The 21,654-nt window shown below is 74.2% G+C and carries 21 protein-coding genes and 1 tRNA gene; 8 read left to right on the top strand and 14 right to left on the bottom strand.

Translation table 11 applies throughout. The features are described 5' to 3' along the window. Nucleotides 1–22 precede the first annotated feature (22 nt). Nucleotides 23–99, bottom strand: a tRNA-Pro gene (locus tag ABD973_RS03930). Nucleotides 100–215: 116 nt separating this feature from the next. Between ABD973_RS03930 and ABD973_RS03935 the strand changes: the two genes are divergently transcribed. After that, complete coding sequence (locus ABD973_RS03935; protein ID WP_345498476.1) at nt 216–707, top strand: DUF309 domain-containing protein; 492 nt, start codon at nt 216–218, stop codon at nt 705–707. On the opposite strand, the gene ABD973_RS03940 is transcribed toward ABD973_RS03935, so the two are convergent. From ABD973_RS03940 to ABD973_RS03955, 4 genes are read right to left on the bottom strand one after another with little or no spacing between them, the layout of a single operon-like run. Then, entirely contained in the window at nt 704–1,093 is a 390-nt protein-coding gene (locus tag ABD973_RS03940; RefSeq protein WP_007267700.1) for a VOC family protein, read from the bottom strand. The two genes, ABD973_RS03935 and ABD973_RS03940, sit on opposite strands and share 4 nt — an antisense overlap. 4 nt (nt 1,094–1,097) lie before the next feature. Then, nucleotides 1,098–1,724: a LutC/YkgG family protein gene (locus ABD973_RS03945; RefSeq protein ID WP_345498482.1), complete on the bottom strand. Its 627-nt coding sequence runs from the start codon at nt 1,722–1,724 to the stop codon at nt 1,098–1,100. After that, entirely contained in the window at nt 1,721–3,199 is a 1,479-nt protein-coding gene (locus ABD973_RS03950; protein WP_345498484.1) for a lactate utilization protein B, read from the bottom strand. Before ABD973_RS03950 ends, ABD973_RS03945 begins: the two co-directional genes overlap by 4 nt. Beyond that, nucleotides 3,196–3,981, bottom strand: a complete 786-nt coding sequence (locus ABD973_RS03955) for a (Fe-S)-binding protein (RefSeq protein WP_345498486.1) — start codon at nt 3,979–3,981, stop codon at nt 3,196–3,198. Before ABD973_RS03955 ends, ABD973_RS03950 begins: the two co-directional genes overlap by 4 nt. Nucleotides 3,982–3,999: 18 nt before the next feature. Here ABD973_RS03955 and cobF point away from each other — a divergent pair, with 18 nt between their 5' ends. Beyond that, nucleotides 4,000–4,752, top strand: coding sequence for a precorrin-6A synthase (deacetylating) (gene cobF, locus ABD973_RS03960; RefSeq protein WP_125595551.1), 753 nt, complete (start codon nt 4,000–4,002; stop codon nt 4,750–4,752). Here cobF and ABD973_RS03965 read toward each other — a convergent pair. After that, the gene (locus ABD973_RS03965; protein WP_125823203.1) at nt 4,739–5,893 is read right to left on the bottom strand and encodes an aminotransferase class V-fold PLP-dependent enzyme; all 1,155 of its coding nucleotides are present in this window, start codon (nt 5,891–5,893) and stop codon (nt 4,739–4,741) included. The two genes, cobF and ABD973_RS03965, sit on opposite strands and share 14 nt — an antisense overlap. 545 nt (nt 5,894–6,438) lie before the next feature. On the opposite strand from ABD973_RS03965, the gene ABD973_RS03970 reads away from it, so the two are divergent. Continuing rightward, on the top strand, nt 6,439–6,912 hold the full coding sequence (locus tag ABD973_RS03970; protein ID WP_125595552.1) for a hypothetical protein: 474 nt from the start codon (nt 6,439–6,441) through the stop codon (nt 6,910–6,912). A 132-nt stretch (nt 6,913–7,044) separates the two neighbouring features. On the opposite strand, the gene ABD973_RS03975 is transcribed toward ABD973_RS03970, so the two are convergent. The 6 genes from ABD973_RS03975 to ABD973_RS04000 all read right to left on the bottom strand — a co-directional run bounded on the left by ABD973_RS03975 (nt 7,045) and on the right by ABD973_RS04000 (nt 14,846). After that, nucleotides 7,045–9,264 (bottom strand): NADP-dependent isocitrate dehydrogenase, encoded by a 2,220-nt coding sequence (locus tag ABD973_RS03975; RefSeq protein WP_125823201.1) that lies wholly within the window; start codon nt 9,262–9,264, stop codon nt 7,045–7,047. A gap of 183 nt (nt 9,265–9,447) precedes the next feature. Beyond that, the gene (locus ABD973_RS03980) at nt 9,448–9,801 is read right to left on the bottom strand and encodes a DUF805 domain-containing protein (RefSeq protein ID WP_125823200.1); all 354 of its coding nucleotides are present in this window, start codon (nt 9,799–9,801) and stop codon (nt 9,448–9,450) included. Between the two features lie 167 nt (nt 9,802–9,968). Continuing rightward, nucleotides 9,969–10,799 (bottom strand): chitosanase, encoded by an 831-nt coding sequence (locus tag ABD973_RS03985; protein ID WP_125824260.1) that lies wholly within the window; start codon nt 10,797–10,799, stop codon nt 9,969–9,971. Nucleotides 10,800–10,971: 172 nt separating this feature from the next. Next, complete coding sequence (gene corA / locus ABD973_RS03990) at nt 10,972–12,054, bottom strand: magnesium/cobalt transporter CorA (protein WP_125824259.1); 1,083 nt, start codon at nt 12,052–12,054, stop codon at nt 10,972–10,974. A gap of 87 nt (nt 12,055–12,141) precedes the next feature. Beyond that, the gene (locus ABD973_RS03995; RefSeq protein ID WP_345498493.1) at nt 12,142–13,830 is read right to left on the bottom strand and encodes a serine/threonine-protein kinase; all 1,689 of its coding nucleotides are present in this window, start codon (nt 13,828–13,830) and stop codon (nt 12,142–12,144) included. Between the two features lie 110 nt (nt 13,831–13,940). After that, nucleotides 13,941–14,846, bottom strand: coding sequence for a LysR family transcriptional regulator ArgP (locus ABD973_RS04000; RefSeq protein ID WP_125823198.1), 906 nt, complete (start codon nt 14,844–14,846; stop codon nt 13,941–13,943). A gap of 68 nt (nt 14,847–14,914) precedes the next feature. Between ABD973_RS04000 and ABD973_RS04005 the strand changes: the two genes are divergently transcribed. The 5 genes from ABD973_RS04005 to ABD973_RS04025 all read left to right on the top strand — a co-directional run bounded on the left by ABD973_RS04005 (nt 14,915) and on the right by ABD973_RS04025 (nt 18,612). Beyond that, nucleotides 14,915–15,538: a LysE/ArgO family amino acid transporter gene (locus ABD973_RS04005; protein WP_125605303.1), complete on the top strand. Its 624-nt coding sequence runs from the start codon at nt 14,915–14,917 to the stop codon at nt 15,536–15,538. 123 nt (nt 15,539–15,661) lie between these two features. Continuing rightward, entirely contained in the window at nt 15,662–16,708 is a 1,047-nt protein-coding gene (locus tag ABD973_RS04010) for an NUDIX domain-containing protein (protein ID WP_241253439.1), read from the top strand. Nucleotides 16,709–16,828: 120 nt separating this feature from the next. Continuing rightward, nucleotides 16,829–17,305, top strand: coding sequence for a hypothetical protein (locus ABD973_RS04015; protein WP_125823196.1), 477 nt, complete (start codon nt 16,829–16,831; stop codon nt 17,303–17,305). A 150-nt stretch (nt 17,306–17,455) separates the two neighbouring features. Next, entirely contained in the window at nt 17,456–17,884 is a 429-nt protein-coding gene (locus ABD973_RS04020) for a DUF6153 family protein (RefSeq protein ID WP_125823195.1), read from the top strand. A gap of 71 nt (nt 17,885–17,955) precedes the next feature. After that, nucleotides 17,956–18,612, top strand: coding sequence for a DUF305 domain-containing protein (locus ABD973_RS04025; RefSeq protein WP_125823194.1), 657 nt, complete (start codon nt 17,956–17,958; stop codon nt 18,610–18,612). Nucleotides 18,613–18,662: 50 nt separating this feature from the next. On the opposite strand, the gene ABD973_RS04030 is transcribed toward ABD973_RS04025, so the two are convergent. Continuing rightward, nucleotides 18,663–19,100 (bottom strand): hypothetical protein, encoded by a 438-nt coding sequence (locus tag ABD973_RS04030; protein WP_125823193.1) that lies wholly within the window; start codon nt 19,098–19,100, stop codon nt 18,663–18,665. Nucleotides 19,101–19,269: 169 nt separating this feature from the next. Next, on the bottom strand, nt 19,270–21,333 hold the full coding sequence (locus ABD973_RS04035; protein ID WP_125823192.1) for a SpoIIE family protein phosphatase: 2,064 nt from the start codon (nt 21,331–21,333) through the stop codon (nt 19,270–19,272). Nucleotides 21,334–21,654: the final 321 nt, after the last annotated feature.

Below are 21,654 nucleotides of genomic sequence, written 5' to 3' on the forward strand. Positions count from 1 at the left end.
GGCCTCCGACCTGCATAAAGCATGGTCGGGACGACAGGATTTGAACCTGCGACCCCTTGACCCCCAGTCAAGTGCGCTACCAAGCTGCGCCACGTCCCGTTACTGCTTCGTGCCCCTCACCTGGGGTTTCCCCCTCGTGCCGGGCACATGCAGAACATTACCCCACGGCGAGGGGTGCGTGTGCACGGGTAATCGGTGGCGGGCAGGATGGCCGGGTGACGGAACGGGAACGCGATCGGGACGGTGAGGGGCGGGCGCGCAGTGCGCGGCCGCGGGACGGGCTGGGGCGGCCGCTGCCGTACGGGGCCGAGGGCGTGGCGCGGCAGCCCGAGGGGGTGGTGCGGGCGCCGGGGCTGACGGTGGCGGAGGCGCAGCGGCTGCTGGACGCCGGGATGCCCTTCCACGCGCACGAGGTGTTCGAGGACGCGTGGAAGTCCGGGCGGGCCGAGGACGCCGGCCTGTGGAAGGCGCTGGCGCAGCTGGCGGTGGGGCTGACGCACGCCGCGCGGGGGAACTCCGTCGGCGGGGCGCGGCTGCTGCGGCGCGGGGCCGGGGCGCTGGCCGGGCTGGGGCTCGGGGAGGCGTACGGGTTGGACGTGGCCGGGCTCCTCGGGTGGGCCCGGGAGCTGGCCGGGCGGGTGGAGGCCGGGGAGCGGGTCGACGCGGCGGCCGAGGCTCCCCGGCTGACGGGGAACCCGGGGGCCTAGGCCGGCTGGAGGAGGTCCCAGCGGTTGCCGTAGAGGTCCTCGAAGACCGCCACGGAGCCGTACGGTTCGTGGCGCGGCTCCTCCAGGAAGCGGACGCCCTCGGCGGTCATCCGGGCGTGGTCGGCGGCGAAGTCGGCGGTGTAGAGGAAGAAGCCGACGCGGCCGCCGGTCTGGTCGCCGATCCGGGAGCGCTGGGCGTCGTCCTTGGCGCGGGCCAGGAGGAGGGCGGACTCCTTGGCGCCGGGCGGGCGGACCACGACCCAGCGGGAACCGTCCGGCCGGGGGGTGTCCTCGGCGAGTTCGAAGCCGAGCGCTCGCGTGTAGAAGTCGATGGCCTCGTCGTAGTCGTGGACCACGAGGGCGGTCAGGGCGATGTGGGATGGCATGCGGCTATTGTGCGCCGAGGAGTACGACGTCGAGGGTGCGGGGGCCGTGCACGCCCTCCACCCGGTCGAGTTCGATGTCGCTGGTGGCGGAGGGGCCGGAGATCCAGGTCAGCGGGCGGGTCGGGTCGAGGCGTTCGAGGGCCTGCGGGACGGAGTCCACGACCTGGTCGGGGACCCGGACCACGCACACGTGGTGGTCCGGGACCAGGGTGATGCGGCGCCGGCCCTGGTCGGGGCCGCCGTCGAGGACGAGGGTGCCGGTCTCGGCGATGGCCAGGGCGCAGCCGGTGACCACGCTGTCGACGCGGTCCAGGTCGTACGGGGTGGAGGCCGGGTCGTCGTGGACGCGGGTCGCGGTGGCGGACGCCAGCCAGTGCCCCGGCAGGGCCGGCGGAACGAGGACCGTGCGGGAGGCCGCGAGCAGCCGGGCCAGCAGCCGCGCGATGCCGTCCTCGTCGGTGCGGTGGACTGTCGCCCGGTACTCCGTGAGGTTGGCGGCGAGGAGGTCCGCGGTCTCGGCCGGGGTCCGGCTGCCGTGGACGCGGAGGTAGTCCCGCGGGACGGGCGGGGCGTCCGGGGCCCCGGCGGTGGCCCGCCGGATGCGGGACAGGATGCGGTCCCTGGTGCTCAAGGTCGGTTCCCCCGTTCTCGGAGCCACCAGTCGCGGAAGGGTTCCGCCGGGATGTCGGGCAGTTCGCGGGTGTCGGTCCAGGCCCGGCCGGGGCCGGGCAGGCGCCGGGGGCGCAGCCGGCGGGCGCGGGCCAGCAGCCGCTCCCCCGCGCGCAGCGCACCGGGGTGGTCGAGGAGCAGCCGGGCGGCGCGCATGGCGGCCCGTTCGGCGGTGTGGCCGTGTGCGGGGCGCAGGCGTACGCGGACGCCCTCGCGGGTCACGGGGCCGCCCTGGACCACGCGTTCGCGGAGGTGGAGGAGGATCTCGGGGATGTCGATGGCGACGGGGCAGACCTCGTAGCAGGCACCGCAGAGGGTGGAGGCGTAGGGCAGGCTGGCGTCGACGGCGCCGGCGGTGCCGCGCAGTTGGGGGCTGAGGACGGCGCCGATGGGGCCCGGGTAGACGGAGCCGTAGGCGTGGCCGCCGGCGCGTTCGTAGACGGGGCAGACGTTCAGGCAGGCCGAGCAGCGGATGCAGCGCAGGGCCTGGCGGCCGGTGGCGTCGGCGAGGGTGTCGGTGCGGCCGTTGTCGAGGAGGACGAGGTGGAACGCGGAGGGGCCGTCCCCCTCGTGGGTGCCGGTCCACATGGTGGTGTACGGGTTCATCCGCTCGGCGGTGGAGGAGCGCGGCAGGGTCTGGAGGAAGACTTCGAGGTCGCGGAAGGTGGGGACGACCTTCTCGATGCCGACGACGGAGATGAGGGTGTCGGGCAGGGTCAGGCACATGCGTCCGTTGCCCTCGGATTCGAGGACGACCATGGTGCCGGTCTCGGCGACCACGAAGTTGGCGCCGGAGACGGCCACCTTGGCCCGCAGGAACTTCTCGCGCAGGTGGAGGCGGGCGGCTTCGGCGAGTTCGCGGGGGTCGTCGCCGAGGTCCTCGGGGGCGGGGCGGCCCCATCCGCCCATCTCGGAGCGGAAGATGTCCCGGATCTCGCGCCGGTTGCGGTGGATGGCGGGGACGAGGATGTGCGAGGGCCGGTCGTGGCCGAGCTGGACGATGAGTTCGGCGAGGTCGGTCTCGTAGGCGGCGATCCCCGCGGCTTCCAGGGCCTCGTTGAGGCCGGTCTCCTGGGTGGCCATGGACTTGACCTTGACGACCTCGCTCTCGCCGGTGGCGAGCACCAGGTCCGTGACGATGCGGTTGGCCTCGTCGGCGTCGGCGGCCCAGTGGACGGTACCGCCGGCGGCCGTGACGGAGGCCTCCAGCTGGAGTAGGTAGCGGTCGAGGTGGCGCAGGGTGTGGTCCTTGACGGCCTTGCCCGCGGCGCGCAGCCGCTCCCAGTCGGCGAGTTCGGCGACGGCGCGGGCGCGTTTGCCGCGGATGGTGTGGGTGGCGTGGCGGAGGTTGGCGCGCAGGACGCCGTCCCGTACGGCCTCGCGGGCGGCGTCGGGGAACGGCGGGAAGGCGGGCATGCCGAGGTGCGTACCGGTCATGGCAGGGGGTCCTCCTCCAAGAGGTCCTCCTCCAGGGGGTCCTCCTCCGTGGCGGCCAGGATCTCGGCGAGGTGCAGGGTCCGCATCGGGTCCCCCGCGCGGCGCAGGATGCCACCGAGGTGGGCGAGGCAGGAGTTGTCGGCGCCGCAGAGCACTTCGGCGCCGGTGGCGCGGGCGGCGGCGGTCTTGTCGGTGCCCATGGCGGCGGAGACGTCGGGGTTCCTGACGGAGAAGGTGCCGCCGAAGCCGCAGCACTCGTCGGCGCCGGGCAGCTCGACCAGTTCCAGGCCCTTGACGGCGGCCAGCAGCCGGCGGGGGCGCTCGCCCAGGCCGAGGGAGCGCAGGCCGTGGCAGGAGGGGTGGTAGGTGACGGTGTGCGGGAAGTACGCGCCGACGTCGGTGACGCCGAGGACGTCGACGAGGAACTCGGTGAGCTCGTGGACGCGCGGTACGAGGTCCTGCGCGAGTTCCGCCAGCCCGCCGCCCCGCCCCTCCTCGGCGGCCCGGCGGCCCATGCGCGGGTAGTGCTCGCGGATCATCGCGGCGCAGGAGCCGGAGGGGGTGACGACGTGGTCGTACCCGGCGAAGGCGGCGGCGGTGCGGCGCAGCAGCGGCTCGGCCTCGTGGCGGTAGCCGGTGTTGTACTGGGGCTGGCCGCAGCAGCTCTGGGCGGCGGGGAAGTCCACCTGGACGCCGAGGCGCTCCAGCAGGCGTACGACGGCGATGCCGGTTCGGGGGTACAGCGCGTCGTTGACGCAGGTGACGAACAGGGCGGCGCGCATGATGGGCACAATAGCCCGGTGAAGAAGTTCTCAGTCATCGGCATAGGCGCGGGCGACCCTGACCACCTGACCCTCCAGGCGGTCAGGGCGATCGGCGCGGCGGACGCATTCCTCATCCTGGAGAAGGGGGAGGACAAGTCGGACCTGACCGGTCTGCGCCGGGCGATGCTCGACGCGCACGCCCGTCCCGGCCACCGGCTGGTGGAGGGCCGTGACCCGGACCGGGACCGCACCCCGGCCGACTACACCCCGACGGTGGACGGCTGGCGCAGCGCGCGGGCCGAGATCTTCGAGCGGTTCATCGCCGAGGACCTGGCGGAGGGCGAGACGGGTGCGTTCCTGGTGTGGGGCGACCCTTCGCTGTACGACTCTACGCTCGCCATCCTCGAAGAGGTGCTGGAGCACGGCCGGGTGGCGTTCGAGCACGAGGTGGTGCCGGGCATCAGCAGCGTGTCGGCGCTGCTGGCCCGGCACCGGACCAACCTGAACCGGGTCGGGCGGCCGGTCCAGATCACCACCGGCCGGCGGCTCGCGGAGGGCTGGCCGCAGGACGTGGACGACGTGGTGGTGATGCTGGACGCCCGGCACGCCTTCACCGCCCATCTGGACCAGGACCTCTACATCTACTGGGGCGCCTACGTGGGCACCGCGGACGAGATCCTGGTCCAGGGGAAGCTGGCGGAGGTGTCCGGCCGCATCGAGGAGCTGCGCAGCGAGGCCCGCGCCCGCAAGGGCTGGATCATGGACACCTACCTGCTCAGGCGCCCCTGAGGAAGGCGGGCAGGACCTCGGCGAGGCGTTCGTACTCCTCGGCGCGGTTGTAGAGCTGCCCGCAGACCCGGATGCCGCCGCCGCCCGGCCGGGCCCAGACCAGGGTGCGGATGCGGGCCTTGGCCGCGATCTCCTCGCGCAGGGCCGCGGCGGCGTCCTGGGTCTCGGCGGTGCCGGGCGGCAGCAGCAGGGAGCGCATGGCCAGGCCCGGGGTGTGCGGGAGCTCGGTGATGCCGGGGATCCGGGCGAGCAGTGCGGCCCCGTAGGCGGCGAGGGCGCTGTTGTGGGCCCGGACCCCGTCGGCGCCGAGCCGTTCGATGAGGTCGAGGCCCTCGGGGGCGGCCAGCCAGCCGGTGTAGTCGGCGGTGGCGCGGAACTCGACGGAGCGCGGGTAGCCGAGGTGGTCCTGCCAGGACGGGGAGAGGGAGCGGACCCGGGCGCGGTGGGCGGGGGCGACGGCGAGGAGGGCGGTGCCGGAGGGCGCGTAGCCCCACTTGTGGAGGTTGCCGAACCAGAAGTCGGCGCCGGCGACCGGCTCGGCCAGCATGCCGGGGGTGTGGGCGCCGTCGACGACGGTGGTGACGCCGCGTTCCGAGAGCTCGGCGAGCAGCCGGGGCGAGGCGATGAGCCGGGCGGTGGGCGAGCTGACGTGGTCGAGCAGGACCGCCTTGGTGCGGGGGGTGAGGGCGGCGAGCACGGTCTCGCGCACGGCGTCCTCGTCGGGCAGGTGCGGGTCCAGGGCCACGGTGGTGACGCGGGCGCGACGGGCGGCGGCCGCGGTGACGGTTCCGTAGCCGTGGTCGGTGACGAGGACCTCGTCGTCCCCGGCGAGCGGGATGGCCCCGAAGGCGAGGTTGGCGCCCTCGGTGGCGTTGGAGACGAACGCGAGGCCGTCCGGGTCGGTGCCGATCCGGGCCGCGATGCGGGCCCGGGTGGCTGCCAGCCGGTCGGGGAGGGAGAAGAAGAAGGCGTCGGGGTCGGCGTGGAACTCGGCCCGCAGGGCTTCCTGGGCCTCCTGGACGGGCAGCGGGACGGCGCCGTAGGAGCCGTGGTTGAGGTGGGCGACGGCGGGGTCCAGCCGGAAGAGGCCGGGGCCGCCGGGGTAGGCGGGCGGGGCTGAGGGGGCGGACGGCGCGGGCACGGGTACCTCCGGTGCGGGACGTGTCGGGTGCGGGCCTCGTGGGCCGCATCCGGAGCATGGGGTCTCGTCGCCCCGGGAGGGAAGGGCCGCTTGGGCCGGATTGGCCTGCCTGGCCGAGGGGTCCCCGGCGACGCCGGCCGCGGCGCGGGCGCGGGCGAGGAGAGGGCGGTGACGAGCACGCGAGCCGGCGTCCCGACGAGCGGGAGCGCCGCCGGTGCGCCCGGTCCCCTCCCGGGGGAACCACCCCTGCTGCGAGGGGCGGTCCGGCAGTAGAGCCGATCGGCGCCCTGCCGACGACCGCTCGCCGGCGGCCGGGGCGCGGCGCGCACGCCGCCCGGGCCGGCCCCGCGGCCGGGGCCGTACGGGCCGTAGGTACCGGACTCACCGGCCCGCGAAGGCAGCGGCTGAGCAGGGCGTTCCCGGACCATGCGCCGGAATACGGCATTCCCCTGGCCATGCTGCCGAATTGACGCATAATCATCGTCACGCGGCGCGAAACAACCCTCGTGCCGCACGGGGTCACGTATGCGACGGGGGGCATCGTGATGATGGGGGACTCCCGGCCGACACCATCGGGCGGAGCGACCGGAACACTGCCGACCACGTCCACCGAACTGTCCCGCCTGCTCACCGCCGTCCGGCGGGGCCGGGTGCTGACGGTCACGGGCCGGTTCCACGAGGCCCGGAGCCTGCTGGTGCGGGACGTCGCCCGGCGGCTGGCGTCCAACTTCTGCGACGGGGCGGCGGTGGTCACCGTCAGCCCGGACGGCGGCGTACGCGGCCTCGTGGCCGCGCTGGGCTGCGTACCGGGCATGCCCTTCCTGCCCTGCGGCACGGCCAACGCGGCCTCCTGGCTGGCGGAGCGGGACATGCTGCTGGTCCTGGACGGCAGCGACCGGCTCGGCCCCGAGGCGCTGGCCTGGGTGCGGGAGCTGCTCGCCGCCGCGCCCGGGCTGCGCATCCTGGCGGCCGGCCGGCGTCCGCTCGCCGTGGGCCAGGGCCGGGTGCACCGGCTCTGAGCCACCCGCCTCCGGACGCACGTCCGCCCGCCCCCGGACCCACGCCCGCCGCCTCCGGACGCACGTCCGCCCCGGCCGGGCACGGGGCCCTGCCGGGGCGGAACGCCTACTGCTGCTGCCCGCTGCCGGGGGTCAGCCCAGCAGGGCGAGCGCCTGGTTCAGCGTCGCGGAGGGGCGCATGACCTCGGCGGCCTTGGCCGGGTCGGGCTGGAAGTAGCCGCCGATGTCGGCCGGGGAGCCCTGGACGGCGTTCAGCTCGGCGACGATCTTCTGCTCGGACTCGGCCAGCGTCTTGGCGAGCGGCTCGAAGGCCGCGGCGAGCTTCGGGTCGTCGATCTGGCGGGACAGCTCCTGGGCCCAGTACATGGCCAGGTAGAAGTGGCTGCCGCGGTTGTCGATGCCGCCGAGGCGACGGGTCGGCGACTTGTCCTCGTTGAGGAAGGTGCCGGTCGCGCGGTCCAGGGTGTCGGCCAGGACCTGGGCGCGGGCGTTGCCCGTGGTGGCGGCGAGGTGCTCGAAGGAGGCGGCCAGCGCGAAGAACTCGCCCAGCGAGTCCCAGCGCAGGTAGTTCTCCTTGACCAGCTGCTGGACGTGCTTCGGGGCGGAGCCGCCAGCGCCCGTCTCGAAGAGGCCGCCGCCCGCCATCAGCGGGACGACCGACAGCATCTTGGCGCTGGTGCCCAGCTCCAGGATCGGGAAGAGGTCGGTCAGGTAGTCGCGCAGCACGTTGCCGGTCACCGAGATGGTGTCCTCGCCGCGGCGGATGCGCTCCAGGGAGTACTTCGTGGCCTCGACCGGGGAGAGGATCTCGATGGTCAGGCCCTCGGTGTCGTGGTCCGCGAGGTACGTCTTGACCTTGGCGATGAGCTGCGCGTCGTGGGCGCGGGTCTCGTCGAGCCAGAAGACGGCCGGGGCGCCGGTGGCGCGGGCGCGGGTGACGGCGAGCTTGACCCAGTCCTGGATCGGCAGGTCCTTGGTCTGGCAGGCCCGGAAGATGTCGCCGGCGGCGACCTCCTGCTCGATGAGCGCGTTGCCCGCGGCGTCGACGACGCGGACGGTGCCCGCGGCGGCGATCTCGAAGGTCTTGTCGTGGCTGCCGTATTCCTCGGCCTTCTGGGCCATGAGGCCGACGTTCGGCACCGAGCCCATGGTGGCCGGGTCGAACGCGCCGTGGGCGCGGCAGTCCTCGACGACGGCCTGGTAGACGCCCGCGTAGCTGCTGTCCGGGAGGACGGCGAGGGTGTCGGCCTCGGCGCCGTCCGGACCCCACATGTGGCCGGAGGTGCGGATCATGGCCGGCATGGAGGCGTCGACGATGACGTCCGACGGCACGTGCAGGTTGGTGATGCCCTTGTCGGAGTCGACCATCGCGAGGGCGGGGCCCTCGGCGAGCTCGGCGTCGAAGGATGCCTTGATCGCGTCGCCGTCGGCGAGGCCGCCGAGGCCGTTCAGGATGGTGCCGAGGCCGTCGTTCGGGGACAGGCCGGCGGCCGCGAGGGCCTCGCCGTGGCGGGCGAAGGTCTTCGGGAAGAAGGCGCGGACCACGTGGCCGAAGATGATCGGGTCGGAGACCTTCATCATGGTGGCCTTGAGGTGCACGGAGAACAGGACGCCCTCGGCCTTGGCACGCTCGATCTGGTCGTTCAGGAAGGTGCGCAGGGCGTCGACGTGCATGACGGACGCGTCCACGACCTCGCCGGCGAGGACCGGTACGGACTCGCGCAGCACCGTGGTGGCACCGTCGGCGGCGACGTGCTCGATGCGCAGCGTGCCGGCCTCGGCGATCACGGCGGACTTCTCGGTGGAGCGGAAGTCGTTCTCGCCCATGGTGGCGACGTTCGTCTTCGACTCGGGGGTCCAGGCGCCCATGCGGTGCGGGTGGGTCTTGGCGTAGTTCTTCACCGAGCCGGGCGCGCGGCGGTCGGAGTTGCCCTCGCGCAGGACCGGGTTGACGGCGCTGCCCTTGATCTTGTCGTAACGGGCGCGGATCTCGCGCTCCTCGTCCGACTTCGGGTCGTCCGGGTAGTCCGGGAGGGCGTAGCCCTGGCCCTGGAGCTCGGCGATCGCGGCCTTCAGCTGCGGGATCGAGGCCGAGATGTTGGGCAGCTTGATGATGTTGGCCTCGGGGGTCTTCGCCAGCTCGCCGAGCTCGGCGAGGGCGTCGGCGATCCGCTGCCCCTCCTCGAGGTACTCGGGGAAGACGGCGATGATCCGACCGGCCAGGGAGATGTCACGGGTCTCGACATTCACACCGGCCGTCGACGCGTAGGCCTGGATCACAGGCAGGAAGGAATACGTCGCGAGGGCCGGGGCCTCGTCAGTGTGCGTGTAGATGATGGTCGAGTCAGTCACCGGATGCTCCGCTCCACAGTCTGCGTCTCTCGTCTGCAACATTGCTCGACATCAAGATATCTCGTGATCGGGCATGTCTGGACAGCCCCCTGCCGCAAGACCGGGGAGACGCGCGTCACGGCAACGCGAAAGGCGCCGCCGCCGGCCTCCGGGGCCGGCGGCGGCGCCGCTGCGCCGTGCGTGTCAGGCGGTGACCTGCTTGGGGTTCGCGCCGTACTCGTTCGGCCCGGCGTGGCCCTCCAGGGCCATCAGGACGATGATCGCGATCCAGCCGACGAAGGGGATGAAGCTGATCAGGTACCACCACCCGGACCGGCCGGTGTCGTGGAGCCGGCGGACGCTCAGGCCCAGGGTGGGGAGGAAGACGGCGAGGTTGTAGATGTAGAAGATGACCGGGTAGCTGCCCAGCGCGAAGTCCAGCACGATCGCCACGACCATGATCGGGATGCTGCACAGGACGAACATCCAGTACTCCCGGCGGCGCGCGCGGCCGGCGAAGTCCGCGTAGCGCTTGATGACGTCGACGTAGTAGTGCACGAGTCCCCCCTAAGGACGGCATCGACGGCCCCTCGGCCTGAAAGGGGCCGGGCCCGGGTTATGCCCTGGGGCCGTCGTACCCAAGCCATCCCAGGGTGCCTGATTTAGGCCATCGGGCTTGGTTTCAGGGGGAGTTGGCGACAGCTGTCACTGGCGTCCCGGGCGTCTCAGCCGATGCGGTAGGAGTCCCCGTAGACCTTCCATTCGAGCGGGGTGTCGAGGCCCAGGTTGCCCTTCTTCAGGAAGACGCGCTGGGCGGTGTCGACGCGGCTGGTGTCGCTGTGGGCCTCCTCCTGCTTCATCGCCCAGACGCGGGCGTCGAGGAAGGCGTTCAGCCAGGCGGTCTCGTTGCCGCCCTGGGCCGGCGGCCTGGCCTTGGCGAGGGCCCGCTTGCGGATGTTGCGGAAGCTGGTGGGGTCGCCGCCGTCGCCGTGCATGACGATGGCGTCGTAGTAGACGAACTGTCCGAGGGTGCCGACCCCGTCGGCCTTGCCCTGCCCGACGGCGGGGTTGAAGTAGACGCGGTCACGCTCGTGGTCCTGGGCCTTCCTGAACGCCGCGTCCTGGGCGGCCTTGGCCCAGTCCCTGGTGAAGTTCGGGTCGAGCCCGGCGTGCGAGTCTCCGCCGTTGACCTTGCGGAGGGCGGGGAGGTACTTGGCGAGCACGTTCCCGGGCTTGGTCTTGGTGTAGTACTCGACGAGGTCGAGCATGTCGCCGGTGCCGGAGCAGAAGCCGATGATGCCGGCGGTGTAGCCGCGGCCGTCGCCTATGTCCTCGATGTACTTGTACTGGGCCTTCCAGTCGAGGGAGGAGTTCTCGGCGCTGGAGACGATCCGCATGGCGATGTCCTTCTTCGCCGGGTCGTCGAGCCCGGTGGCGGCGGCGGCCGCCGCGGTGGCGCCGGGTGCGGGCGCGGCCGCGGCGGGGGGCGCGGCGGTGGCGTGGGCCGCGACCGGGGCGGTGAGGAGGGCGGTGCCGAGCAGGGCGCCGACGGCCATCGTCGTGCGACGGGGAGTGAAGCGGGTGAACACAGGGCCTCCGTGGGGGGATTGAGTCTTCCCTGATCCGTTAGGAAACTTTCCTACCAGACATCGGACACGGCGAACACCCCCCGCGGCGCCCGGAGTCCGGCGCGCCGCCCGCCCCGCCCGGCCGAAGCCCCGGCAGGGCTCAGATCCAGCCGTTGCGCCTGAACCCCCGGTGGATCACGAGGCAGGCGACCGCCATCACCGCCAGGACCAGCGGGTATCCGTACGTCCAGTGCAGCTCGGGCATGTGGTCGAAGTTCATCCCGTACACCCCGCAGACCATCGTCGGCACGGCCACTATCGCCGCCCACGCCGTGATCTTGCGCATGTCCTCGTTCTGCGCGACCGTCACCTGCGCCAGGTGCGCCTGGAGGATGGAGTCGAGCAGGCCGTCGTACGCGCCGATCTGCTCGGTGGCCCGCGCCAGGTGGTCGGCGACGTCGCGGAAGTACGCGCGGACATCCGGCGGGATCACCGGTATCGGCTGCGTCGCCAGGTGCTGGAGGGGCCGGCCGAGCGGGGCCACCGCCCGGCGCAGTTCGAGGAGCTCCCGCTTGAGCTGGTAGATCCGGCCCGCGTCGCCCCGGCCCCCGTGTTCGCTGAACACCGCCGTCTCCACGGCGTCCATATCGCTCTGCACCGCGTCCGTGACGGCCACGTAGTCGTCCACCACGTGGTCCGCCATGGCGTGCAGGACGGCCGCCGGCCCCTTGGCTAGCTGGTCCGGCGCCGCCTCCAGGGCCTCGCGGACCGGACCGAGGGTGCCGCGTCCGCCGTGCCGGATGGTGATGACGAAGTCCTCGCCGATGAAGGCCATCAGCTCGCCGGTCTCCACCACCTCGCTCGTCGCGGTCAGCTCCTCGTGCTCGACGTAGCGCACGGTCTTGAAGACGGCGAAGAGCGTCTCGTCGTAGCGCTCCACCTTCGGCCGCTGATGGGCGTGGACGGCGTCCTCGACGGCGAGCGGGTGCAGGCCGAACAGCTCCGCGAGGCCGGCCAGCTCCTGCTCCGAGGGTTCGTGCAGGCCGATCCAGACGAACCCGGCGCCCGTCTTGCGGACCCGGCGCAGGGCCTCCTCCGCCTCCGCGCAGCCGTCCTGGCGGATGCCGTCCTGGTAGACCACGCAGTTGACGACGGCGCTGCCGAGCGGGGAGCGGGCGGGGTGGCTGAGGTCGACGGCCCGCCGGTAGCCGCGGCGCACGGCACGGCGCAGGTTGCTGAACATGGACACGGGCGTACTCCCCTTCGGCGGATCAGCGGCCAGTCTGCCACCGCCCGGCCGGCGGCCCGGCCACGCACCCGCGCCCACCGCCTAGCAGGCCGGGGAGGAGCCCTTCTGGCCCTTGAGGTCGCGGTTGTAGAGCCACCCGGTGGCGTTGGTGCCCTCCACGCGCACGAACGTCCACTGGTTGCCGTAGGAGTTGACGATGTAGCAGTGGTACCAGAGCTTCGTGCCGTCCTTGACCAGGGTGCCCTTGGCGCACTGCTGGTACGGCGCGGCCAGCAGGTGGTGGTCGCCGGATATGTAGCCGTACGTCCCCGGCTTCGGGTCGTGGTGGGTCCAGCCGGCGCAGCCCGTCGGTACGGGGCTGGGCCCGCCCGGCGCGGGCGAGGACGGCTTCCCGGAGGGCGACGGCGTACCCGGCTTCTTCGAGGTGCTCGCGGAGGGCTTGGCCGTGGGCCCGGAGACGGAGGGCGAGGGGGCCGGGGCGGCCGAGGCGGACTGTGCGCCCCCGGTCGGGGAGCCGCCGGGCGCCGGGGTGGGCGCCGCGACGCCCTTGCCGCCGCCGCCCGAGGTCACGGCGTAGGTGACCCCGCCCGCGGCGAGCACGGCGACCACCGCGACGGCTATCGCGGCGCGGCTGCGGCGGCGCGCGCGGTCGACGTCCGCCGAACCGGACCGGGCGAGGGTGGGCGCCGGGCCGGGCGGGGGTCCCTGCGGCGGGAAGCCGGGTTGCGGGGCGGCGGGGGCGTAGGGCTGCGGAAACGTTACGCCGCCGCCGGGGCCGGGGCCGGGGCCGCCTCCGGGCCCGGGGCCCGCCGCCGGCGCGGGTCCGAATCCGGGAGTCGGCGCCGCCACCGCCGCGGGCCCGGGCGCGTACGGCGACGGCGCGGCCGGTACCGCCGGGGCCGCGCCGCCCGCCGCGACCTGCTCCAGCATCGCGCGGGCCTGCTCGGCGGTGGGCCGGTGCTCCGGCTCCTTCGCCATCAGCGCCCGCAGCACCGGCGCGAGGGGCCCCGCACGCCGCGGTTCGGGCAGCGGGTCCCCGACGATCGCGGCGAGCGTGGACCACACCGAGGTGCGGCGGAACGGCGACACCCCCTCCACCGCCGCGTACAGGGTCATCCCGAGCGACCAGATGTCCGAGGCGGGGCCGGGCTCCCGGCCCTGCGCGCGCTCCGGCGGCAGGTAGTCGAGGGAGCCGACCAGCTGGCCGCTGCGGGTCAGCTTGGCGAGGGCCTCGTCGTCGGAGGACTCCATGGTGGCGATGCCGAAGTCGGTGAGCACGACGCGGCCGCCCCGCTCCAGCAGCACGTTGCCCGGCTTCACGTCGCGGTGCAGGACGCCCGCCCGGTGCGCGGCGTCCAGCGCGTCCATCAGTTTGGCGCCGATCTCGGCGGCCTCCTGCGGGTCGAGCGCGCCGTACCGGGTCACGGAGTCGTCGAGCGAGGGCCCGTCGACGAGTTCCATGACGATGACGGGCAGGCCCCGCTCGTGCGTGACGTCGTGGACGGTGACCACGCCGGGGTGCCGGACGCGGGCGGCGGCCTGTGCCTCGCGCTCCATCCGGGTGCGCAGGTCGGCCAGTTCCTCGTCGTCGGCGTCGGTGTAGGCCCGCAGGACCTTGACGGCGACCTCGCGGGCGAGCAGTTCGTCGACGGCACGGGCGACCACGCCCATGCCGCCCCGGCCGATCACCGAGGTCACCCGGTAGCGCCCTCCGAGCACCTTGCCGACGAGGTCCCCGTCGTTCGCTTCCCCCGCTTGGCCCGCTGGCACCGCATGCTCCGTTCCACGACCGGTCGTCCGTCTCGACGATCTGACGGGGCACAAGCGTAGATGCACGATCGGCGGGCGCTCCGGGCGGACACCCCCTGCCCTCCAGGGGGTCAGACCGGCCGGAGTTCCTCCATGGCCGTCTCGGCGACCACCCGGGCGACCAGGGCGAGCGCGGGAGAGTCCAGCTTCCACTGCTGCCAGTACAGCGGTACGTCCAGCCACCGGCCCGGCGCCAGCGGCACCAGTGCGCCGCTCTCCAGCAGCGGTTCCGCCTGCGGTTCGGGTACGAGCCCCCAGCCGAGGCCCGCCGCCACCGCGTCCCGGTAGCCCTCCGAGGTGGGGACGAGGTGCCGTGCGGCCGAGGCGGGCGAGGCGCCGCCGGTGAGCGCGCGGACGAAGTCGTCCTGGAGGACGTCGCGCCGGTCGAAGACGATCAGCGGGGCCTCCCGCAGGTCCCGGGCCGGGGCCCCGGTCAGGTGCCGGTCGGCGAAGTCGGGGCTCGCCACCGGCAGGTAGCGGGCCAGTCCCAGCGCCCGGACCGTGCAGCCGGCCACCGGGTCGGGTGAGGAGGTGACGGCCGCCATGACCTGGCCCTCCCGCAGCAGGGCCGTCGTGTGGGACTCGTCCTCGCGGTGCAGTTCGAAGCAGATGGGCGGCTGCTGCGGGACCCGGGTGAGGGCGGGCAGGAACCAGGTGGCCAGCGAGTCCGCGTTGACGGCGATCGGCATCCGGACCGGGCCCAGGCCGTCGGCCATGCCCATGCCCAGCTCGGCGCGCGCGTCCCGTTCCAGCCTGGCCAGCTGCCGGGCGAAGCGGATGACCACCTCTCCGGACTCCGTCGCCCGGACAGGCTTGGTCCGCATCAGCAGCACCCGTCCGGTGCGCTGTTCCAGGGCCTTGACCCGCTGGCTGACGGCGGAGGGCGTCACGTGCAGGGCCGCGGCGGCCGCGTCGAAGGTGCCCTCGTCGACGACCGCGAGGAGGGTCCGGACCTGTTCCAGGGGAAGCTCGTCCATCACGAGAGCTAATGATACGTAAAAATCTTTAGCTGTACGCGGTGGCGCGCGGTCCTTACGGTCGGAGCATGACGAACGGCATCACCACAGCACTACTGGCCGGTTTCGGTACCGGTCTGTCCCTCATCGTCGCGATCGGCGCGCAGAACGCCTTCGTGCTGCGCCAGGGCGCGCGGCGGCACGCCGTCCTGACGGTGGTCGCGATCTGCGCCGTCTCCGACGCGGTGCTCATCTTCCTCGGCGTGGCCGGGGTCGGCGCCTTCGTCACCGCGTGGCCCGCAGCCCTGACCGCGGTGGGCATCGCCGGGGGCGGCTTCCTGATCTGCTACGGGATCATCGCGGCCCGCCGGGTGCTGCGTCCCGCCCCCGGCGCGGCCCTCACCGCGGAGGGCGCCACGGCCGGTTCCGTCCGCGCCGCCGTGCTGACCTGCCTGGCCATGACCTGGCTCAACCCGCACGTCTACCTGGACACCGTCCTGCTGGTGGGTTCGCTGGCGGCCGACCGGGGCGACCTGCGCTGGGCCTTCGGGATCGGGGCCGGGCTGGCCAGCCTGATCTGGTTCGCCACCCTGGGCTACGGCGCCCGGCTGCTCAGCGGCCCGCTGTCACGGCCGGGTGCCTGGCGGGTACTGGACGGGCTGGTGGCCGCCACGATGGTCACGATGGGCGGAATGCTCCTCGCCCGCGCCTGAGGAAGGGCCGGGACGGGACGGGAGGTGGTTATGGTTCCGGGGACCGCTACCGCTCCCGGTACGCCGTCCCCCTCCCGCCTCGTTCTCCCCCCTCCCCCTCTCCCCGACCCCGGAGCCGCCGCCGTGCCCGACCGCCCGTCTCCCGAGGCCGTGCGCGCCTACTACGCGGCCCAGCCGTCCCCCCTCGTCGCCGCGACCGGCATCGTCCTGGACCGGCGGGGCCGGGTCCTCGTACTGACCCCCTCGTACAAGGACGGACTCGAACTGCCCGGCGGCACGGTGGAGGACACCGAGACCCCGGAACAGGGCCTGGCCCGGGAGCTGGCGGAGGAGCTGGACCTGTCCGTCCCGGTCGGCCGGCTGCTGGCCGTGGACTCCTGCCCGCCGGGCGCGCTCGGCCGCTCCCTCGTGGTCCACGCGTACCTCGTGGGGCCGCTGACCGACGCCGAGACCGAGGGGATCGCCCACGCGGACGGCGAGGTCGCCGAGGCCCACTGGCTCACCCCGGAGGCGGCCGCGGAACAGCTGCCCGGACGGCTGGCGCCCCGGCTGCGCGCCGGGCTGGCCGCCCTGTACTCCGGATCCGTCGCGCACCTGGTCGACGGCGTCCCGCAGCCCGGATCCCCCGCCGGTTTGGACCCGGCCGACCGCGCCGCCCTGGAGCACTCCGGCCGCTACGACCCGGCCGGCCACCGCGCGGCCCGGCCCAAGGCCCTCACCGCCGCGAACGTGCTGTTCACCGACGGGGCCGGCGGGGTCCTGCTGGTCCGGCCCGGCTACGGCGAGCCGGGCCGCTGGCTGCTGCCCGGCGGCGGCGTCGACAGCGACCTCGGCGAGACCCCGCGGGACGCGGCGGCGCGCGAGGTCCGCGAGGAGACCGGGCTGGAGCGGGAGCCCGGTCGCCTCCTCGCCGTCAACTGGACCCACCGGCCCGGCTACCCGGCCCGGATCCGCTTCCTCTACGACGGCGGGGTCCTGGGCCCGGCCGAGTTCGCCGCGATCCGGCTGCCGCCCGCCGAGCTGCTGGAGTGGCGCACGGCGCGCCGCGAGGAGCTGCGCGGTCTGGTCAAGCCCAAGCTGCGCCGGCAGATCGAGGCCTGCCTGACGGCCCTGGCCGAGGGCTCCGGCCCGCTGGAACTCCACTCGGGGCGCCGGGCGGGCCCGCGCTGAGACCCGTTCGGCCTTCGCGGGATCGCCGGGGCGGCCGGGCGGCGGGAGACTCGACGGGGACGGCCGGGGGGCCCGTACCCGCCCGGCCCGACCTGCTCCCACCACCGGAAGGGGCGGCCCATGCCCCCGGCGCCACCCAGCACCGCCTCGGTGGTGCTGTCCGAGGGCGGGCCCGGCCTCGTCGACCTGCTGGCCGACACGACCGAGCTGCGGATCGCCGTCACCGGCCCCCGGATGCTCTTCGAGCGGCTGCGGCTGCTGACCACCCTCTCCTCCTCCGAGGGCTGCACGGCGCAGCGGCTCGAAGAACTGGCGGGCCGCCTGGAGGGCACACTCCACTGCGGGCTCACGGGCATCCAGGAGGCGCCGGTGACGGTGGAGACGCACCGCGCGGGCGCGGTCCTGGAGATCGGGCTCGGTCCGGCGAGCATGTACCAGAGCGAGCTGGTGCTGCGCACGACGACCGCCGAGACCTTCCGCTCGCTGCTCACCCGGCTGCTCAGCGACGACCCCGCGCGCCCGTTCTTCGCCGGGCTGTACCCGGTCCCGGCGGCGGGGCACCTCGACCACCACCCCGACGGCCCTGGACGTCCGTAGGAGCGCGGCCCCTGGCGCCGCACGGAGCCGTGATGGCCGTCATCGTGCCGGGACCGCCACCCCGTGAGCGGGCGGGTGCGGAGCCGCGGGTTCCGCGACATACCCCCTACCCCTTTGGAGTATCTCCAGCGGGTCCTCTACGATGCCGCCATGAGGACGAGTACGCAGGCCGGACGCGCGAGGAGGCCCTCCTGGCGGCCGCGCGCACGGCTGCTCCTCGTCCTGGCCGTGCTCATCGGGATCGTCGGCATGCACGGCCTCGGCCCGGGAGCCCTCCCGCCGGCCGCGGCGCACGCCGCCGCCCACTCGGCGACCACCGGGCACCCGTCGGCCGGCCCCTGCGACTGCGTCCACGCCGACGGCCCCGACCACGAGGGACCCTCCGGCGGCCACGCCCAGCACGCCGACCCGACCTGCGCCGCGTCCGGCACCAGTGGCGCCCCGGTGCTGTACGCCCCGGCGGCAGCGTCCGGCGGGGCGCCCGCCGGCGCCGAGGCCCCGCACGGGGTCGTGCTCGGGGCCAGGGCATGCGGGCGCGCGCCGCCGTCCCTGAGCGAACTGCAACTCCTGCGCGTATAGGCGCGGCCCGCCGGCGTCCCCGCCGGCCGAGCACGCACGCCCGTACGCACCCCTACAGGAGAAGCACCGCCATGACCGTCAAGCGTTCCCTGATCCGCCGCACCGCCGCGCTGACCGCGGCCGCCACCGCCGCCCTCGTCCTCGCCGCCTGCGGAGGGAAGGCCGGCTCCGGCTCCTCGGCTCACGGCGGCCACGAGGCCACGGCGTCCGCCTCCGCGTCCACCTCCGCCAAGCCTTCCGCCGGAGCGCCGCAGGCCGCCAACAACGCCGCCGACACCGCCTTCGCCAAGGGGATGATCCCGCACCACCGCCAGGCGGTGGAGATGGCGGACCTCGCCGCGACCCGTGCCGAGTCGGCCGAGGTCAAGGAGCTCGCCGCCGAGATCAAGAAGGCCCAGGACCCGGAGATCAAGACGCTGTCCGGCTGGCTGACGGCCTGGGGCGAGCAGGTCCCGGCGGCCGACGCCGCGCAGGGCGGGCACGCCGGGCACTCCATGGCCGGCATGATGACCGGCGAGGAGATGGACCAGCTCACCGGGGCCTCCGGCAAGGCCTTCGACACCGCGTTCCTCGACCTGATGGTCAAGCACCACGAGGGTGCCGTCGCCATGGCCAAGACGGAGCAGGCCGACGGCAGGTACCAGCCCGCCAAGGACATGGCCGCGGCCATCGTCAGCTCGCAGAGCGCCGAGATCACCCGGATGAACAAGCTCCTCGGCAAGGGCTGACCCCGACGCCCGGGGAGCCCCGCACGAACCTACGGGGCTCCCCGGCCCGTTCAGAACCGGCGCTCGGTGCGCCAGGTCGCCTGGCTGGACGGGTTGGTCAGGTCGTACGTCGTACCGGAGAGCCGGCCGTCCGGGCCCCGCTTGCCGGTGTAGCGGCCCACCGGGCCGTGCGACCAGGCGATGACGAAGTAGATCTCCTGGCCGTCGACCGAGCCTTCCCGGACGTTGCCGACGGTGTTGCCGGAGCGCACCGACCCGAACAGGCGTCCCTCGGCGTTCTGCGAGAAGTCCACGTGGACGGTGGCGTTGCTCTGGTAGATGTCGTACACCCCGCCCGCGTTGAACCCGGGCACCCGGGCCGAACGCTCCGCCGCCACGGCGGCCGTGGCGCCGGTCGCCGGGGCGGCGAGGCCCGCTCCGGCGACGGAGAGGAGCACGGCGACGGAGGCGGCGGTCAGCAGCTGGGGAATACGGCGTGCGATGGACATGGGCCCTCCAGGGGCGGCCGGGACGATCGGCTCCGGTGCATGGTGCACGGAACCTCGGCGGCAGGCTTACCCACCCCTCCCGCCCTGAGGCCTGACTTCACCCGAACGAGTCACCGCCGGCCGTGCCCGCCCCCCATGTCATGCGTCCGGCCCCGGCGGAAGGGGTGGTTCAGCCGCCGACGCGGGCGACCATCAGGGCGATGTCGTCGTCGGCCGCCGCCGGGACGAGGTGGGTGATCAGCGAGTCGCAGAGGTGGTCCAGCTGGCGCTGGGGGTCGGCGAGCAGCTGGGTCAGTTCGCCGAGCCGCTCGTCGAGGTCGCTGCCGCGCGCCTCGATGAGGCCGTCGGTGTAGAGGACGAGGAGGCTGCCCGGAGGCACTTCGACCTCGGTGGGGGTGAACGCGATGCCCCCGACGCCCAGCGGGACCCCGGGCGGGGTGTCGAGGAGGCGGACGGTTCCGTCCGGGAGGGCGAGGGCCGGCGGGGGGTGTCCGGCGCGTGTGACCGTGCAGCGGCCGGTGGCCGGGTCGCAGACGACGTAGAGGAAGGTGGCCAGCATCGGTTCGGCGAGGTCCGCCAGCGCGGCCTCGAGCTGGTGCAGCAGCTGTACGGGTGAGAGGTCCAGACGCGAGAGGGAGCGTACGGAGGCGGAGAGCCGGCCCATGACCGCGGCGGCGGCGATGCCGTGGCCCATCACGTCGCCGATGAGGAGGGCGGCCTTGCCCCCGGACAGGGCGAGGACGTCGTACCAGTCGCCGCCGACCTCGTTGACGTCGCTCGCGGGCAGGTAGCGGTGGCTGACCTCGATGCCGGGCGGCGGGGTGATGTGCTGCGGGAGCATGCTGCGCTGGAGGATGACGGCGGTCTCGTGTTCGCGGTGGTAGAGCCGGGCGTTGTCGATGCTGAGCGCGGCGCGGGCGGCGAGTTCCCCGGCGAGGGTGACGTCCTCGGCGGTGAACGGCCCGATGGGGCGGGTGCGGTAGAAGGTGGCGACGCCGAGCACGGATTCCCGGGCGACGAGGGGCGCCATGACGAAGGAGTGCACCCCCGCGACGAGCAGCTGGGCGGGTTTCGACGTGTGGCGCGCGGCGGGGGCCACGGCCTTGTCGTCGAGGCGGGCGACGAGGAAGGGCTGGCGTGCGGCGAGGGCCTGGGTGTACGGGGCGGTCACGGGGAAGGTGAGGGTCCGGCCGAGGGGGGCGAGGATGTCGGTGACCCGGGATCCGGACAGGGGGGCCCGGCCGAGCCGGCGCAGGGCCGCGCCGCCGGTCAGCCCCATGCCGGGTTCGTCCCCGCGGGCGAGGGCGTCGAGGACGTCGACGGTGACGGCGTCGGCGAGGCGCGGTACGGCGAGGTCGGCGAGCTCCTGTGCGGTGCGTTCCAGGTCGAGGCTGGAGCCGACGCGCATGCTGGCCTCGCTGAGCAGGGCGAGGCGGCGCCGGCCGGCTTCGGCTTCGACGTGGTCGCGCTGCTGCTCGGTGATGTCGACGAGGGAGGCGATCACGCCGATCGGCATGCGGGCGGGGTCCTCCACCCGGACGTAGGAGCAGGACCAGACGCGGTCGTGGTCCGGTTCGGAGGGGGTCCGGCCGACGCGGCGGCGGTCCAGGACCGGTTTCCCGGTCTCCAGGACCTGCCGCATGGCCTCCTCCATCTCCAGGGCGTTGACCTCGGGGAGGATCTCGGCGAGGCGGCGTCCGACGTGCGCCGATTCGGGCAAGCCGTTCATGGCTTCGAGGGCGGCGTTGACCTGGAGGAAGCGCAGCTGGGTGTCGAGGATGGCGATGCCGACGGGCGAGCGGGCGAAGAGGCCGTCCCAGACCGCCGAGGAGCCGCGGATGCGGCGGGCGACGTGGGCGTCGGCGGCGAAGACGAGCACCGTCGAGCCGTGCTGCCGGTCGGAGACCGGGGAGGCCCAGATCTCGACCTCCAGGGGGTGCCCGTCGCGGTGCCAGGCGGTGACGGTGCCCATCACCCCGCGTCCGGAGGCGGCGGCCTCCCACAGGGAGCGGCCGAGGCTGCGGTCGGCTCCCGGGTGCAGGAGGTCGGCGATGTTGCGTCCGAGCATCTGGGGCGGGGTGTAGCCCAGCAGCTCCTGCGCGGTCTGGTTCCAGCGGACGACGGTCCCGTCGGCGCCGGTGGCGACGAGTGCGACGGGCAGCGCGCCCAGCCAGCCGCCGGCGGCCTGCGCGGCGCTGCTGATCAGCTCGTCGACCGGGACCTGTTCGTTCACGGAACCTCGCTCATCGGGGTCCGCCGGCGGCGGCCGGGTCGTGTGGCTCCTGCACGCCTCCATCGTCTGCCGGTCCGGGTGCCGCCGCCTCCCGGGGCCCGCCGCCCACCGCCGGCCGGGCCCGGCCGCCCCGTGTCGCGGGTGAGGCCGGCGCCCCGCTCGGTGACCCGTACGGCGGTGGGCTCCGGGACCGGTCCGGGCGGCGCCGGCGGCCGGCGGGCCGGATCCGTGCAGGTCGGCGCGGGTGCGCCCGAGGCGGGGCCGCAGGGGGTCCACGACGCCGGGGCGGCACGGTCTGCGCCCCGCCCCTCCCCGGCCCGC

Source organism: Streptomyces racemochromogenes, from assembly GCF_039535215.1.
Taxonomy (GTDB): Bacteria; Actinomycetota; Actinomycetes; order Streptomycetales; family Streptomycetaceae; genus Streptomyces; species Streptomyces racemochromogenes.